This window comes from Curtobacterium sp. PhB146, from assembly GCF_004342995.1.
Lineage (GTDB): Bacteria > Actinomycetota > Actinomycetes > Actinomycetales > Microbacteriaceae > Curtobacterium.
In genome coordinates this window covers 930,333-943,372 of record NZ_SMBN01000001.1, presented here as the reverse complement: position 1 = coordinate 943,372, position 13,040 = coordinate 930,333, and the positions used below count along the sequence as shown (strand labels likewise).

Genomic DNA, 13,040 nt, shown 5'->3' with positions numbered 1-13,040 from the left:
CCTGGAGCATGAGCGACCAGACTGCACACGACGACGACCTCCTCCGCCGCTCGCAGGAGTCCATCGACGAGGCCAAGGCCGCTGCGGCCGAGGTGTCCGAACCCGGCGAGGACGAGCTCGTCGACGAGGACCTCCCCGTCGCGGACGACGCCGAGCCGTCGGACGGACCGGCACCGGCCGCCTGACGCTCAGTCGATCTCGACGACGCGGACCGTGACGTCGGAGGGCGATGCCCCGAGGGAGTGGCGCGCTGCGGTCACGACGGCGTCACGCACGGCCCGGATGACCGTGATCGTCGGCACGGCCCGGTCGGTCGTGACGACCACGCGGATCCGCGCCCCGTCCGGGCGGTCCTGCACGAGCACGGCCCCACCGTCCCGCGGGATCTCGAGCACGGAGCGGACGTCGCGGACGAGCGTGGCGAGCCCGGGTCCGGGCGGCAGGACCGACCGGACGCCCGGCACCGCGAGGACGACGGAGGTGAGTTCGCGGGAGAGCACCCGGACGTCCGCGGTCACGGTGTGCCCCCGACCACGACGTCGGCGACGCGGACGACGACACTGCGGATCCGGAACGGTGCGTGCGCGCCGAGCACCGACGTGATGTGCGCCCGGAGCGCCTCGGCACGGTCCGACACCGATGCCTCGAGCGTGGCCACGATGGTGACGTCGACGTCCACGGCACCGCCGGGGACCCCGACGTCCCCGCTGAACCGGGTCCGCCGGACGACGACACCGGGCACGTCGTCACCGAGGGTGCGGACGAGTCCGCGCAGAGCCCCCTCGGTCACGACCAGGTGCGCGGCCGGATCGTCGTCGGGGACGGGGATGTCCCGTCCGGCGTGGGCGGTCGTCCGGATGGACGCGAGCACCGAGCTGATCCAGCGCTCGTCGCCGTCCGCCGATGCCTCGGTGTCGAGCAGGTCCCGTGATGCCACCCGCAGGGCCTGCAGCCGCTCGAGTGCGGCGACGGCTTCGGGGTCACCCTCGATGTCCGCCCGGACAGGAGTCCGGTCGGCGTCGAGGTAGTCGGAGAGTTCGTCCAGCGTGAAGGCACCGTGACGGTCGTCGACGTCGTCGGTCATCGCCACCCCTCCATCTGTTCGAGCACGTGTCGCCGCGCACGTGCGAGCAGCCCGCGGACGGTCGGCGCGGGCAACCCGGTCGCCTCGGCGATCTCGGCGTAGGGCGCCCCACCCACCTCGCGCATCACCCAGACGGCGCGCTGTGCATCCGGGAGTGCCTGCACGATACGCGCGAGTTCCCGCACTTGCATCCGGGTGGCGACCACCTCGTCGACGGGTCGTTCGTCCGGGGCGTCGACCATCGCTTCGAGGTCGGCGTGCGGGTGCCGCCCGCGGAGCCGGTCGAGGGCCTTGTTGGCCGCGATCCGGAAGAGCCAGTTGCGCACCCGCTCCGGGTCCTCGACCCGGTCGATGCGCTGCCAGGCCTGCAGTGCGGCTTCCTGGACGGCGTCGTCGGCCTCGCCGTCGCCGTACCCGAGGATCCGAGCCGCGTAGGCCCACATGTGCGGTCCGTACCGACGGATCAGCACCCCGAACGCGGCCGTGTCGCCGTCGGCGCTGCGCTCGACGAGCGAGGCGTCGGACAACGCCGCGAGGGCTTCGTCGCTGGACAGGAGCAGCTCCTCTTCGCGGATCTCGGATTCTCGTGTGACGAATCGGGTGTTCGTCACGTCCTTAGTACGTGCCTACCAGGTACGCCTCCGCGCGCCTGGTGCGAGCGCGCCGTGGCCGGCCATCCCTGAAGGGTCGGTCACGGTGCTTCGACGGCGGCCCGTGCGCTCCCTGATCCGGTGCACGGGCCGTCTTCTCCCCCGCCCCGGCGGCTACTCGTCGGTCTCGTCGGCGAGGAAGTCCGCGTAGGTCGCTTCGGTGTCGGTCACCACGGCCCCCGGATCGACCGGGATCCGTGCGGCACGATCCCCGTTGATCGCGACGCGTTCCTCGGCCGTGTACGGCGGCAGGTACTTGCTCGAGCTCATCCCCAGGCCCTTTCGTCCCGGCGAACGTAACAGTCGGCGGCGGACCGGCGGCCGGACGGGTGGAAACGTCCCCCGCCCGGGCGCCGGACGGGGGACGGAATTTCGCCACGGGCGGACCCCATGCGCACGCATCAGCGCGTTCGCGAGCTGGCACAGGGCGGCCGGTCCGGCGAGCAGGTCAGTGCTCGCGCACCACGTCCTCGGGGTCCTTGTCCGGCCGCCAGCCCCGCCAGGACGGCTGCCGCAGGCGTCCGTCACCGGTCCACTCGGCGAACTCGACCTCGCCCACCCGCTTCGGCGTCACCCAGTGCGCGTCCCGTGCGTCGATCCGGGGCACGTCGACGAACGGCGAGGTCTTCCGGTCGAGCGGTCGCAGCGCTGCGGCGATCTCGTCGAGGTCGCGGTCACGGAACCCGGTGCCGACCTTGCCGACGTACTCGAGACCGTCCGGACCGGGCACGCCGAGCAACAACGAGCCGATCCCGCCCGCTCGACGACCACTGCCAGGCTTCCACCCACCGACCACGACTTCCTGCGTGGCGTGGTGCTTCAGCTTCAGCCAGGCCTCGGACCGCCTGCCCTCGGCGTACTTCGAGCTGCGCTTCTTCGCGACGACCCCTTCGAGGCCCTGCTCCTGCGACGACGCCATCACGCCGTCGAGGTCACCCTGCGAGGCTGGCGGCACGTCGATCGCCCCGCCGGGCTCGACGACCGTCTCGAGCGCTTGCCGCCGGGCGTCGTACGCCAGGCGGGTGAGTTCGTGCCCGTCGGCCTCGAGCACGTCGAAGAGCAGGAACCGCACGGGGGTCGTCTGCTGCGCCGACCGCACCTCACGCGCCTTCGTCAGGCCCATCCGGTTCTGCAGGAGCTGGAAGCTCGGGCGCCCCCGGTCGTCGAACGCGACGATCTCGCCGTCGAAGACGCCGTCGACCCCGGCACGGTCGCCGAGTTCCTGGAGTTCCGGGTACTGCTCCGTCAGGTCGTTGTCGTTCCGGCTCCGCAGCGTGACCGAGCCGTCCCGGACGGTGGCGAGCGCACGGACGCCGTCCCACTTCATCTCGAACGCCCAGTCGGCCGGGTCCAGCCGGGGTGCGTCGTTCGCCAGGGTGGCCTGCATGGTCCGTCGGTCTCCCGGAGCGGTGCCCGCGGGGCTGGCTCCGCTGATGCGCCGCTGTCCGTCTCGGTGCGCGGCAGAGGGACGGGAGGCCCGCCCCGCGTCCGTCGCGACGCCGGCGTCCGCCAGCTTGTCGGGTTGCTCCTTCGTGCGGTGGATGAGCCAGTTCTTCTCGTCGCCCGCCCCGCCCCGGCCGCGGGTGTGCAGGAGCGCCAGTCGGCGAGCGCAGCCGGTCCGACCGTGCAGGGTGACGATGACCTCTTCGCCCTCGCGCCACTTCTCGAGCTCGTAGGTGCCGTCGTCCCAGAGCGTGACCGTGCCGCCGCCGTACTCGTCCTTCGGGATCGTGCCCTCGAACGCGCCGTACTCGAGTGGGTGGTCCTCGGTCTGCACGGCCAGGTGGTTCTTGCCCGGGTCGGTCGGTTCGCCCTTGGGCAATGCCCAGCTCACGAGCACGCCGTCGTGCTCGAGCCGGAAGTCGTAGTGGTCGCGGGTGGCGTGGTGCTCCTGGATCACGAACGTCGGGGTGCCGTCCTTCCGGACCGTGGGGGCTCCTTCGGGCACCGGTTCCGGCGTCTTCGAGGCGTCGCGCTTCGCGCGGTAGGCGGTGAGCCGGTCGCGAGCCGGCTGCTCGGCCTCGTTCGCACGCTCGGTCCGGTCGCTGTCCCAGTGACCGTGGTCGTCGCGCCCGACGGCCAGCGAGGCGGAGGCGACCGGGTGCAGGTGGTCCCCGTGCGCCTGCAGGCGTTCGAGGACCTCGTCCAACGTGAGCTGCGCGAGCCCGCGTTCCTCGAGTTCCTTCCAGGTGCGGGGTGCTGCGACCGTCGGCCGCTCGCGGCCGCGCAGCGAGTACGGCGCGATCGTCGTCTTGTTGCCGTTGTTCTGCGACCAGTCGACGAACACCTTGCCCGTCCGCTCGGCCCGGCTCATCGACGACAGCACCAGGTCGGGCAGGTCGTGCTCGAGCGCCTTCGCGAGTTCGTGCGCGACGTCGGAGACGTTCGCCGTGGTCGACCGGCCGTCGAGGGCGGCGTAGAGGTGGATCCCCTTCGAACCGGAGGTCACCGGGTACGGGTCGAGCCCCATGCCGTGCAGGATCTCGCGTGCCGCGACCGCCACCTCGACGCACTCGGGCAGGCCGACGCCCTCGCCGGGGTCCAGGTCGAGCACGAGCCGGTCCGGGTTCTGCTGCCCACCGCGCGGGCCGAACCGCCACTGCGGCACGTGGAGTTCCAGCGCGGCCTGCTGCGCCATCCACACGAGGGTCGGCAGGTCGTCGACGATCGGGTACTCGTTGTCGTGCTCGGAGTGGTGGATGGTGTGGTGGCGGACCCAGTCGGGCGCGGAGTCCGGCAGGTTCTTCTCGAAGAAGACCTTGCCGTCGACGCCGTTCGCCCACCGCTTCCGGGTCACCGGGCGGTCCTTGACGTGCGGGATCATCCACGGCGCCACACGCTCGTAGTACTCGATCACCCGCCCCTTGGTCGTGCCGGTCTCGGGGTAGAGCACCTTGTCCGTGTTCGTCAGCGCCAGTCGCCGTTCGCCGACCAGGACGACGGTCTTGCGGGCCGCCGGACTCACAGCGCCACCCCGGTCGCTCCCGCCACCGTCAGGGTCGTGCCCGAGGTGTACGACGACTCCGGCCCCGCCAGGTACACGTAGGCGCTGCCGAGCTCGACGGGCTGCGCCGGCCGGCCGAAGGGGGTGTCCTGGCCGTACCGTGCGATCTCGTCGCCCGGGTAGCTGATCGGCTGCAGTGGCGTCCACACGGGCCCGGGCACCACGGAGTTCGCTCTGATGCCCTTCGCCGCGAGCTGCCGCGCGAGGCCGTTGGTGTAGGTGGTGATCGCGGCCTTCGTCGCCGCGTAGTCGATCATGCGGTCCTGCGGCTGGTACGCGGACACCGAGCTCGTCGTCACGATCGCGCTGCCCGGCGCCATGTGCGGCACGGCTGCCCGGACCAGCCAGAACAGCGAGTACAGGTTGACCTTCATCGTGCGGTCGAAGTCCTCGGTCGACTGCTCGGTGACGTCCTCGTGCACCAGCTGGTGTCCGGCGACCAGGACGAGGGCGTCCAGCCCGCCGAGGTCGCGCACCGCCGTCCGGACGAGATCGTCGCAGAAGCCCTCGTCCGTCAGGTCACCGGGCAGCATCACGGCGTTGCGACCGAGGTCGGCGATGACGTCACGGACCTCGGTCAGGTCGTCGATCTCCTCGGGCAGGGAGTTCAGTGCGACGTCGGCCCCTTCCTTCGCCATCGCGATCGCCGCGGCTCGGCCGATGCCGGAGTCGGCACCCGTGACGAGCACGCGGTACCCCCGCATGCGCCCCGTGCCGAGGTAGGAGACCTCGCCGTGGTCGGGCGGCGGGTCCATCGCACTGGCCAGCCCGGACCCCTGCTGCGTCTGCGCGGGGAACGGCGGTCTGGCGAACTGCGAGCGCGGGTCCTGCTTGTCGAGCTGGCTCATGCGCCCATCGTGCTCGCGTCGACCGGTCGACGGTCCAGCGAACCCGGATCTGTGGAGAACCCGTCGGCTGCGGGCACTCCCGTGCGGACACGGGCATCATGTGCGCATGAGGTCGATCTGGAAGGGTTCCATCGCGTTCGGGCTCGTCAACGTGCCCATCAAGGTGTACGCGGCCACCGAGACCCACGACGTGTCCCTGCACCAGGTCCACGACGAGGACAAGGGCCGCATCCGCTACAAGCGCGTCTGCGAGTTCGGACACGAGGTCGAGTACGCCGACATCCAGCGTGCCTACGACGACGGCGACAAGACCGTGGTGCTGACCGCGGACGACTTCAAGCAGCTCCCCGAGGAGCAGTCGCACGAGGTCGAGGTGCTCGAGTTCGTGCCCGTCGAGCAAGTCGACCCGATGATGTTCGAGAAGACGTACTACCTCGAGCCGGACTCGCGCTCGCCGAAGGCCTACGTGCTGCTGCGCGAGACCCTGGCGAAGACCGACCGGCTCGCCATCGTGCAGTTCACGCTGCGCCAGAAGACCCGGCTCGGCGTGCTGCGCGTCCACGACGACGTCATCCTGCTGCAGGGGCTGCTGTGGGGCGACGAGGTCCGAGCCGCCGACTTCACGGCGCTGGACTCGTCGGTGAAGGTCAGCGCGAACGAGCTGAAGATGTCGTCGTCGCTCGTCGAGAGCATGTCGACCGATTTCGATCCCGACCGCTACACCGACTCCTACCAAGAAGAACTGCAGCAGCTCATCGACGCCAAACTCGACGCCGGTGACGACATCGACACCGAGAAGACGTTCGGCGCGAAGGAGGACGAGGACGACGAGGGCGAGGGCGGTGACGTCCTCGACCTGATGGCCGCCCTGCGTGCGTCCGTGGACAAGAAGCGGACGGGAGGCTCGGGGTCGCGTTCATCGTCCAGCTCGCGTTCGTCGTCGGGTTCCGACTCGAGCGCCTCTGGCTCGACGAAGAAGGCGCCGGCCGCGAAGGCGCCTGCAAAGAAGACTGCGCCCGCCAAGGCCACCGAGAAGAAGGCGCCGGCAAAGAAGGCACCCGCGAAGAAACCCGCGGCCAAGAAGGCGCCCGCCGAGAAGAAGCAGGCGAGCTAGGCGTCTTCACTGCGGCGCAGTTTGGTGTGATGCCGGGTGTGATCCGGGGTGTGAGTGGTAAGTTGCAAGCATGCGCACCACAGAGCTCCAGGCATTCGAACGCTCGATCCGCGCTGACCTCCCGGAGATCGTGGGGGACCTCCGCTCGGTTCTCGGCTCCAAGCTGGTCGCCTACATCGCGGGGGTGAACGAGACCCGAGCGGTGCAGCAATGGTCCGAAGCCGGGGGCCGACGGCCATCAAGCGTCGTCGAGCAGCGGCTGAAGCTCACGTTCCGCGTGGCCGAGTTCATCGCCGGGGTCGACGGAGAACGCGTTGCCCAAGCCTGGTTCCAGGGACTCAATCCGCGACTCGACGACGCTTCCCCGGCGCGGACCCTGCGCGAGGGCGACCTGGACGAAGTCGGCCCGAGGGTCTTGGACGCGGCCCGAGCGTTCGTGGCGAACGGCTGATGAAGCTCGAGGGCGACCTCGTCGCCTGCCGCCCCGACGGACCGGTGTGGCGCGTCGGTCGGAAGCCGACGCCGTGGGGTTGGTCCGATTGGAAGTGGGCAGACGGGGGAGTATTCCCTGGCCGATGGGATTCGCCGAACGGAACCTACCGGACGAGTTACGCGGGTTCCTCGCCGTTCGCGTCCCTCGTCGAGGTACTCGCACAGTTCCGCCCGGACCCTCAGGTCATCGACGCAATGGCGGAGATCATCGAAGACGAAGTCGATGCGCTCTACCCGACGGGCCAAGCCGGTGTCGTACCGTCGACGTGGTTCCGAGAGCGGCTCCTCGCCCGCGCGGCGCTTTCCGGAGTGTTCTGCGACGTCGGCGCAGCTGCGACCGTGGCACAGCTCCGTCCGGAGTTCCTCGAGTCCGCGCAGCGGCTGGGGCTCGCGGAGTGAACCCGGTGTTCGACGGAGTGCGGTTTGTTTCCCGGCACGGGTCCGACCTCGAGCTCTGGACGGTGTTCGAGCGATCGGACGACGGGGACCGGAGCCGGTTGCTCCACGAGGTCACAGCGGAACCGCTCCGAACGCACGATCCTGCAGTGATCGCGGCGATGCAGCTCCACGGCCTGTCAGCAGAGGACTGACCTCCTCGACGACACGAGCCGGTAACACGCGTCCGCGACACTGGACCCATGACTCCACAAGAGCCTGGGAGCCTGCAGTCGTCACCCGAGACCGCCGGCCCGCCCGTCACCGTGTCCATCACCCGCCTGGTCGAACCCGACCGCATCCCCGAGGTCACCCACTGGGTGCAGTCCGGCGTGAACCTCGCCAACCGGTACCCGGGGTTCCTCGGCTCCGGGTGGGTGCGGTCCCGGGCGCAGTCCCGCGAGTGGCACATGCTCTACCGCTTCGCCGACCACGATTCACTGGCCACGTGGGAGAACTCCGACGACAGGCTCCGCTGGCTCGACCTCGGGCGCGACCTGGTCGTGGAGTCCCGCGTCGAGAAACGCACCGGCATCGAGGGCTGGTTCGACGTCCCGCAGGACGCCCCGGCCTCGAGCGCTCCCCCGCGGTGGAAGCAGGCGGTGAGCATCTGGCTCGGCTTCTTCCCGGTGAACCTGGCGTTCACGATCGTCGTCGGGCTGCTCGTGCCGTCGTTCGCGGGACTCGCAGCGCTGCCGCGGGTGCTCATCACGACGCTCGTGCTCACACCGATCATGACGTTCTGGGTGCTGCCCTTCGTGACGAAGCTGATCCGTCCGTGGCTGCTGGCTCCACCGAGGTCCGAGCGGGCTTAACCGACGACCCCGAGCGGCACGGGCCCACCGTGGCCGAGGGCGTCCCACCCGACCTGCAGCATGTGCGGCCGGGCCTCGGCAGCGGAGGCCTCGGTCTCGTACGTCAGCGCGAGCATCACGATCGCACCGAACGCCCCGGAGACCCGCGCCCGCCGGTCCAGCGGGGTGGCCGTGGCGTCGGCCATGTCGATGCCGAACACGTCGAGGAGCGTCGCGGCGACCGGTTCGAGCCGGACGCCGACGTCGTCCCCGCGCCGCAGGGTGAACGCCGCGAGGGCGAGTTCCGCCCACCCCGGCCGGGCGAGTGCGAGGTCGGCGATCCCCGCGAGCGCCGCGGCGTCGCGGGACTCCCCCGCGGGGGCGTCGGAGGCAGCTGCCCGGATCGCCTCGGTCTGCACGGCGCACTGCGCGAGCGCGGCCTCGACGAGCAGCTCCTTGCTCGTGAACCGGGCGAGGATGCCCGCCTTCGAGTAGCCGGCCTGGTCGGCGACGGCCTGCACGGCGGTGTCCTTGATGCCGCGGCGGGCGATGAGTCCGGCGGTGATGTCCAGGACGTCCCCGTTGATCTCCTCGGCAGAGGGCCGAGCACGGCGCGCGGGGCGGATCATGCGCGGACCGCCGAGGCCCGTGCCGCCCGCCGGCGCCGCGTCCCCGCGACCAGCAGGGTGACCCCGGTCAGGAGCTCCCACGCGACGATCGTGTACACGGACGCACGCTCCCACACGCCGTCGGGAAGCACGTCGATCACCGTCGACGACGAGTCCACGACGAGCATCACGAGGGAGACGAGGCCGAGGATCCCGAGCACGACGCTCGCGATCCGGTAGGCCGCCGGTGCCCGCAGCGCCCGGGACCCGATGCCGGCGGTGATCGCCACGAGGTTGCCGGTCGTGATCGCTGCCGCCGCGCCGAGCACGTGGAACACGATGGTGCCGCCGTCGGTGCTCGTCTGGCTGCCGTGGAACGAGCCGACCAGGACCATCCCGACCAGGTGGACCACGGCGAGGACCGCGGTCGCCACCCGCGCACGGCGGGACGCGGCACGGAACACCACGACGGCGAGCACCGCTGCGATCCCGAACAGGACGCCCTGCCCGATGAACGTCGTGTTCATGAGCGCGTGCAGCGGTGAGTCGATCCCCCGCCCCTGGAACGCGCCGACGTCGGGGACCCCGAGGTCGGAGATGTAGTTCGTCGCGTAGCTGTAGCCGGGGAACGCCGACGCCGAGACGGCTTCGCCGACGAGCCATCCGACTCCCGCGACCGCCCAGAGTGCGCCGGGGACGAGCGCACGGGGTGTGTCCGTTTTGGTCATGTACTGACCATAACGGTCACTACTGGGAGTTGCCCAGCACCGACAGCTGGTCGAGCCGCTCGAGGATCACGCCCTCGCGGAGCGCCCACGGGCAGATCTCCAGCGCCGGCAGGTCGAAGATGTCGAGGCAGGCCTCGGCGACGAGCGCTCCCGGCACCACCTGGTGCGCCCTGCTCGCCGACACCCCGGGCAGCGTCGCGAGTTCGTCGACCGACATCGTCAGCAGCGCGGGCAGCTTCGACCGGAGCACGTCGCCGTCGAGCACCCGCGGCACGAGCGGACCGGCACCAGAGGGCGCCGCCCCGCAGATCCGCGCGATCGACCGGAAGGTCTTCGAGGTCGCCACGGCACGGTCCGGCCGACCGGCGCGGAGCAACTTGCCGGCATCGCGGGCGATCTCGACCCGGATCTCGTGCCGGATGCGGCGGACGTCCTCCTCGGTGGGGGTCCCCGCGGCGAAGTAGGACCGGGCCAGGCGGGCGGCGCCGATCGGCATCGACCACGCGACGTCCGGCGCCTCGTCGGCGCCCCCGGCGATCTCGAGCGAGCCGCCGCCGATGTCGAACACCGCGAGCCGTCCGGCGGACCACCCGAACCACCGCCGGACCGCCAGGAACGTGAGTCGCGCCTCGTCGCCGCCGGACAGGACGGCGAGCTCCACGCCGGTCGAGGCCTCGACGTGGGCGAGCACCTCGTCGGAGTTCACCGCGTCGCGCACGGCCGAGGTCGCGAACGCGAGCATGTCCTCGCAGCCGCGTTCCTCGGCGACACGGACGGCGTCCGCGACGAACCGCGTCAGCGCGTCGACGCCCTCGGGCGTCACCGCCCCGGCGTCGTCGAGGTGCTCGGCCAGTCGGAGCGGCTGCTTGAACGAGGACGCCGGCAGCGGCGCGGCACCGCCGTGGGCGTCCACCACGAGCAGGTGGCCGGTGTTGGACCCGATGTCGAGGACTCCCACGCGCATGCCACAACGCTAGCTGCCTGGAGGCCCGTCCTCAGCCCGCAGGAACGCCTCGAGTTCCGCCGTGGTCGGGTACGAGGCCTGCGCGCCCGCCTTGGTCGCGGCGTACGCCCCGACCCCCACCGCGAACCGTGCGGCGTCGACGAGGGAGTCCCCCGCCGCCAGCCGCAGGGCCACCGAACCCATGAAGGCGTCGCCGCAGCCCGTCGTGTCCACCGGCTCGACCCGGACGGCGTCGATCGACACCGGGTCCGCCTCACCGTCGTGCACGAGGCAGCCCGAGCCGCCGCGGGTGACGATCGAGCGCGCGACACCGTGCTCGCCGAGCGACTCGGCCTCGTGCTCGTTGACGAGCAGGACGTCGGTCAGCTCGAGCAACTCGGCGGGGACGTCGCCGAAGGGCGACAGGTTCGTCAGCACCGTGACCCCGGCGGCGTGCGCTGCCCGGGCTGCGGCGAGGACGACGTCGATCGAGACCTCGAGGCAGAGGCCGAGCACGCCGGCGTCGTCGAAGGCGTCGGCGGGCACGTCGTCCGGCGTCAGCGTGCCGTTGGCGCCGGCGGAGATCACGATGGTGTTCTCCCCCGCGGCGTCGACCGTGATGACGGCGGTGCCGGTGGCCACGCCCTCCCGGACGGCGACGTGCGTCGTGTCCGCACCCGCAGCCGCGACGGAGTCGCGGAGCAGCGCACCGTTCCCGTCTTCGCCGACCGCACCGATCATGCGGACCGTGCCCCCGAGCCTCCCGGCAGCCACCGCCTGGTTGGCGGACTTGCCACCCGGCAGGATCGCCAGGTCGGACCCGTGCAGGGTCTCACCGGGCTTCGGGAACCGCTCGGTCCGGACCACCAGGTCCGCGTTGAGCGATCCGACGATCACGATGGTCTGGGTCAACGGACGGTCTCCTTCTGCGGCGCGACGGACGTGGTCTCGGCGCTCTCCGGGCGGGGGATGAGGAACGAGATCGCGAGCGCGGCGGTCGTGATCACGGCACCGAGCAGCATGCCACCGGAGTACCCGGCGGTGCCCGCGGACCCGCCGACCCCGAGCGCGATCTGCAGCGCCGGCAGGACGGCGAAGCTGACCCCGGCACCGAGGTTGAACGCACCGGCGTTCAGACCGGGCAGGAAGCCGGGGTTCGACTCCGGCGAGAGCACGATGCCCAGGCCGTTCAGGATGATGTTCGCGATGCCGGCGTACGTGATGCCGATCAGGACGGTCGCGGTGACCAGGACCGGCAGCGAGTGCACGCCCACCAGTGCCATCAGGACCGTCGAGACGATGCTGCCGATCAGGCCGAAGCGGAGCACGGCGCGGTAGCCGATGGTCGGCGCGAGGCGTCCGGCGAACGGACCGACGATCCAGCCGACCAGCGCGTACGGGGTGAGGAACACGAGCGAGGCGAGGTCGGGTTCCATGCCGAAGCCGGCGTCGCCGTTCTGCGCGAGCGACGTGACGAGACCGTTGACGACCGCGAAGACGCCCGTCATGGTCAGGAACGTCGTCGCGAGGAGCGCCCACGTGGCACGGCGCTTCAGGAACCGGGTCTCGACGAGCGGCTCCTTCACGCGGGACTCGACCGCCCAGAAGACCGCGAAGGCGGCGAGCGCGACGACGACACCGCCGATCACCAGTGCCGGGTTGGCGGCACCGAGCTTGCCGGCCTCGTTGAACGCGGTGAGCAGTGCCCCGACGCTCACAACCAGGGGGACGACACCGATCCAGTCCATCCGGGTACCGGCGGACGGCTTCGACTCCACACCCCACACGGCGACGAGCGCCAGCGCGATGACGGTGACGACGGCGATGACCCAGAAGATCCCGCGGAACCCGAAGTTCGTGGCGATCCAGCCACCAGCCAGGGCGTCCACGCCGGCGATGCCGCCGTTCACGGCGGTGAGCAGACCGAGCGCGGCGCCGTAGCGCTTCGGGTCGGCGATCTCGTTGCGCAGGACGAGCAGGCAGATCGGGACGACCGGACCGGTGACACCCTGGATGATCCGGCCGGCGAACAGCATCGGCACGTTCACGGCGAGTGCGGCGACGATGCTGCCGACGAGCATCACGGCGAGCATGCCGATCAGGACGCGCTTGCGGCCGACGATGTCGGACAGGCGCGGCAGGAACAGCGAGAACAGCGCCGCGAGCGTGAAGTACAGGGTCTGCGAGAGACCGATCGTGGCGTCGTCGGTCTTGAGCTCGCGCGCCATGGTGACCAGCGCGGGGCTGAGCATGCTCGCGTTGAGCTGGAACGCGATGCACGCTGCGAGGAGCGCCGCGGTGAGGGCGCCGATCGACTTCTTCGTCGATGTGGTGGTCATG

At 71.0% G+C, this 13,040-nt stretch carries 16 protein-coding genes; 5 read left to right on the top strand and 11 right to left on the bottom strand.

Features of this window, described 5'->3' with window-relative positions; genetic code table 11:
- The first annotated feature begins 8 nt into the window (after window positions 1–8).
- Window positions 9–185, top strand: a complete 177-nt coding sequence (locus tag EDF33_RS20060) for a hypothetical protein (protein WP_165901280.1) — start codon at window positions 9–11, stop codon at window positions 183–185.
- A gap of 3 nt (window positions 186–188) precedes the next feature.
- Here the strand turns inward: EDF33_RS20060 and EDF33_RS04620 are convergent, their stop codons facing one another.
- The 6 genes from EDF33_RS04620 to EDF33_RS04600 all read right to left on the bottom strand — a co-directional run bounded on the left by EDF33_RS04620 (window position 189) and on the right by EDF33_RS04600 (window position 5,586).
- The gene (locus EDF33_RS04620; RefSeq protein WP_123937330.1) at window positions 189–518 is read right to left on the bottom strand and encodes a hypothetical protein; all 330 of its coding nucleotides are present in this window, start codon (window positions 516–518) and stop codon (window positions 189–191) included.
- Entirely contained in the window at window positions 515–1,084 is a 570-nt protein-coding gene (locus EDF33_RS04615; protein ID WP_123937329.1) for a hypothetical protein, read from the bottom strand. The genes EDF33_RS04620 and EDF33_RS04615 overlap by 4 nt, the downstream gene beginning before the upstream one ends.
- On the bottom strand, window positions 1,081–1,695 hold the full coding sequence (locus EDF33_RS04610) for an RNA polymerase sigma factor (RefSeq protein ID WP_243692353.1): 615 nt from the start codon (window positions 1,693–1,695) through the stop codon (window positions 1,081–1,083). The genes EDF33_RS04615 and EDF33_RS04610 overlap by 4 nt, the downstream gene beginning before the upstream one ends.
- Before the next feature lie 153 nt (window positions 1,696–1,848).
- Window positions 1,849–2,004 (bottom strand): hypothetical protein, encoded by a 156-nt coding sequence (locus tag EDF33_RS20055; protein ID WP_159570798.1) that lies wholly within the window; start codon window positions 2,002–2,004, stop codon window positions 1,849–1,851.
- Window positions 2,005–2,182: 178 nt separating this feature from the next.
- A complete protein-coding gene (locus EDF33_RS04605; protein ID WP_132099401.1) occupies window positions 2,183–4,699 on the bottom strand; it encodes an ATP-dependent DNA ligase in 2,517 nt (838 codons plus the stop codon).
- On the bottom strand, window positions 4,696–5,586 hold the full coding sequence (locus EDF33_RS04600; protein WP_132099400.1) for an SDR family oxidoreductase: 891 nt from the start codon (window positions 5,584–5,586) through the stop codon (window positions 4,696–4,698). The genes EDF33_RS04605 and EDF33_RS04600 overlap by 4 nt, the downstream gene beginning before the upstream one ends.
- Before the next feature lie 106 nt (window positions 5,587–5,692).
- Between EDF33_RS04600 and EDF33_RS04595 the strand changes: the two genes are divergently transcribed.
- The 4 genes from EDF33_RS04595 to EDF33_RS04580 all read left to right on the top strand — a co-directional run bounded on the left by EDF33_RS04595 (window position 5,693) and on the right by EDF33_RS04580 (window position 8,442).
- Window positions 5,693–6,700, top strand: a complete 1,008-nt coding sequence (locus tag EDF33_RS04595; protein ID WP_132099399.1) for a Ku protein — start codon at window positions 5,693–5,695, stop codon at window positions 6,698–6,700.
- A 70-nt stretch (window positions 6,701–6,770) separates the two neighbouring features.
- On the top strand, window positions 6,771–7,151 hold the full coding sequence (locus tag EDF33_RS04590) for a hypothetical protein (RefSeq protein WP_123937326.1): 381 nt from the start codon (window positions 6,771–6,773) through the stop codon (window positions 7,149–7,151).
- On the top strand, window positions 7,151–7,591 hold the full coding sequence (locus EDF33_RS04585; protein WP_132099398.1) for a hypothetical protein: 441 nt from the start codon (window positions 7,151–7,153) through the stop codon (window positions 7,589–7,591). Before EDF33_RS04590 ends, EDF33_RS04585 begins: the two co-directional genes overlap by 1 nt.
- 239 nt (window positions 7,592–7,830) lie before the next feature.
- On the top strand, window positions 7,831–8,442 hold the full coding sequence (locus tag EDF33_RS04580; protein ID WP_123294891.1) for an antibiotic biosynthesis monooxygenase: 612 nt from the start codon (window positions 7,831–7,833) through the stop codon (window positions 8,440–8,442).
- On the opposite strand, the gene EDF33_RS04575 is transcribed toward EDF33_RS04580, so the two are convergent.
- Genes EDF33_RS04575 through EDF33_RS04555 form a run of 5 tightly spaced genes read right to left on the bottom strand, consistent with a single transcriptional unit; the run spans window position 8,439 to window position 13,039 of the window.
- Window positions 8,439–9,050 carry a helix-turn-helix domain-containing protein gene (locus EDF33_RS04575; protein WP_132099397.1) on the bottom strand — a complete coding sequence of 204 codons (612 nt, stop codon included), beginning with the start codon at window positions 9,048–9,050 and terminating at the stop codon, window positions 8,439–8,441. The genes EDF33_RS04580 and EDF33_RS04575 overlap by 4 nt on opposite strands.
- Window positions 9,047–9,757 carry a DUF998 domain-containing protein gene (locus EDF33_RS04570; protein WP_132099396.1) on the bottom strand — a complete coding sequence of 237 codons (711 nt, stop codon included), beginning with the start codon at window positions 9,755–9,757 and terminating at the stop codon, window positions 9,047–9,049. Before EDF33_RS04570 ends, EDF33_RS04575 begins: the two co-directional genes overlap by 4 nt.
- Before the next feature lie 19 nt (window positions 9,758–9,776).
- Window positions 9,777–10,721, bottom strand: a complete 945-nt coding sequence (locus EDF33_RS04565; RefSeq protein WP_123937321.1) for a Ppx/GppA phosphatase family protein — start codon at window positions 10,719–10,721, stop codon at window positions 9,777–9,779.
- A 9-nt stretch (window positions 10,722–10,730) separates the two neighbouring features.
- A complete protein-coding gene (locus tag EDF33_RS04560; RefSeq protein WP_132099395.1) occupies window positions 10,731–11,612 on the bottom strand; it encodes a ribokinase in 882 nt (293 codons plus the stop codon).
- Window positions 11,609–13,039, bottom strand: coding sequence for an MFS transporter (locus tag EDF33_RS04555; protein WP_123294886.1), 1,431 nt, complete (start codon window positions 13,037–13,039; stop codon window positions 11,609–11,611). Before EDF33_RS04555 ends, EDF33_RS04560 begins: the two co-directional genes overlap by 4 nt.
- Window position 13,040: the final 1 nt, after the last annotated feature.

What these genes read in the sequence shown, in the direction of transcription:
- EDF33_RS04575 (WP_132099397.1), bottom strand. Translation starts at nt 9,050, where the DNA reads ATGATCCGCCCCGCGCGCCGTGCTCGGCCCTCTGCCGAGGAGATCAAC.
- EDF33_RS04595 (WP_132099399.1), top strand. Translation starts at nt 5,693, where the DNA reads ATGAGGTCGATCTGGAAGGGTTCCATCGCGTTCGGGCTCGTCAACGTG.
- EDF33_RS20060 (WP_165901280.1), top strand. Translation starts at nt 9, where the DNA reads ATGAGCGACCAGACTGCACACGACGACGACCTCCTCCGCCGCTCGCAG.
- EDF33_RS04590 (WP_123937326.1), top strand. Translation starts at nt 6,771, where the DNA reads ATGCGCACCACAGAGCTCCAGGCATTCGAACGCTCGATCCGCGCTGAC.
- EDF33_RS04600 (WP_132099400.1), bottom strand. Translation starts at nt 5,586, where the DNA reads ATGAGCCAGCTCGACAAGCAGGACCCGCGCTCGCAGTTCGCCAGACCG.
- EDF33_RS04585 (WP_132099398.1), top strand. Translation starts at nt 7,151, where the DNA reads ATGAAGCTCGAGGGCGACCTCGTCGCCTGCCGCCCCGACGGACCGGTG.
- EDF33_RS04565 (WP_123937321.1), bottom strand. Translation starts at nt 10,721, where the DNA reads ATGCGCGTGGGAGTCCTCGACATCGGGTCCAACACCGGCCACCTGCTC.
- EDF33_RS04615 (WP_123937329.1), bottom strand. Translation starts at nt 1,084, where the DNA reads ATGACCGACGACGTCGACGACCGTCACGGTGCCTTCACGCTGGACGAA.
- EDF33_RS04555 (WP_123294886.1), bottom strand. Translation starts at nt 13,039, where the DNA reads ATGACCACCACATCGACGAAGAAGTCGATCGGCGCCCTCACCGCGGCG.
- EDF33_RS04580 (WP_123294891.1), top strand. Translation starts at nt 7,831, where the DNA reads ATGACTCCACAAGAGCCTGGGAGCCTGCAGTCGTCACCCGAGACCGCC.
- EDF33_RS20055 (WP_159570798.1), bottom strand. Translation starts at nt 2,004, where the DNA reads ATGAGCTCGAGCAAGTACCTGCCGCCGTACACGGCCGAGGAACGCGTC.
- EDF33_RS04570 (WP_132099396.1), bottom strand. Translation starts at nt 9,757, where the DNA reads ATGACCAAAACGGACACACCCCGTGCGCTCGTCCCCGGCGCACTCTGG.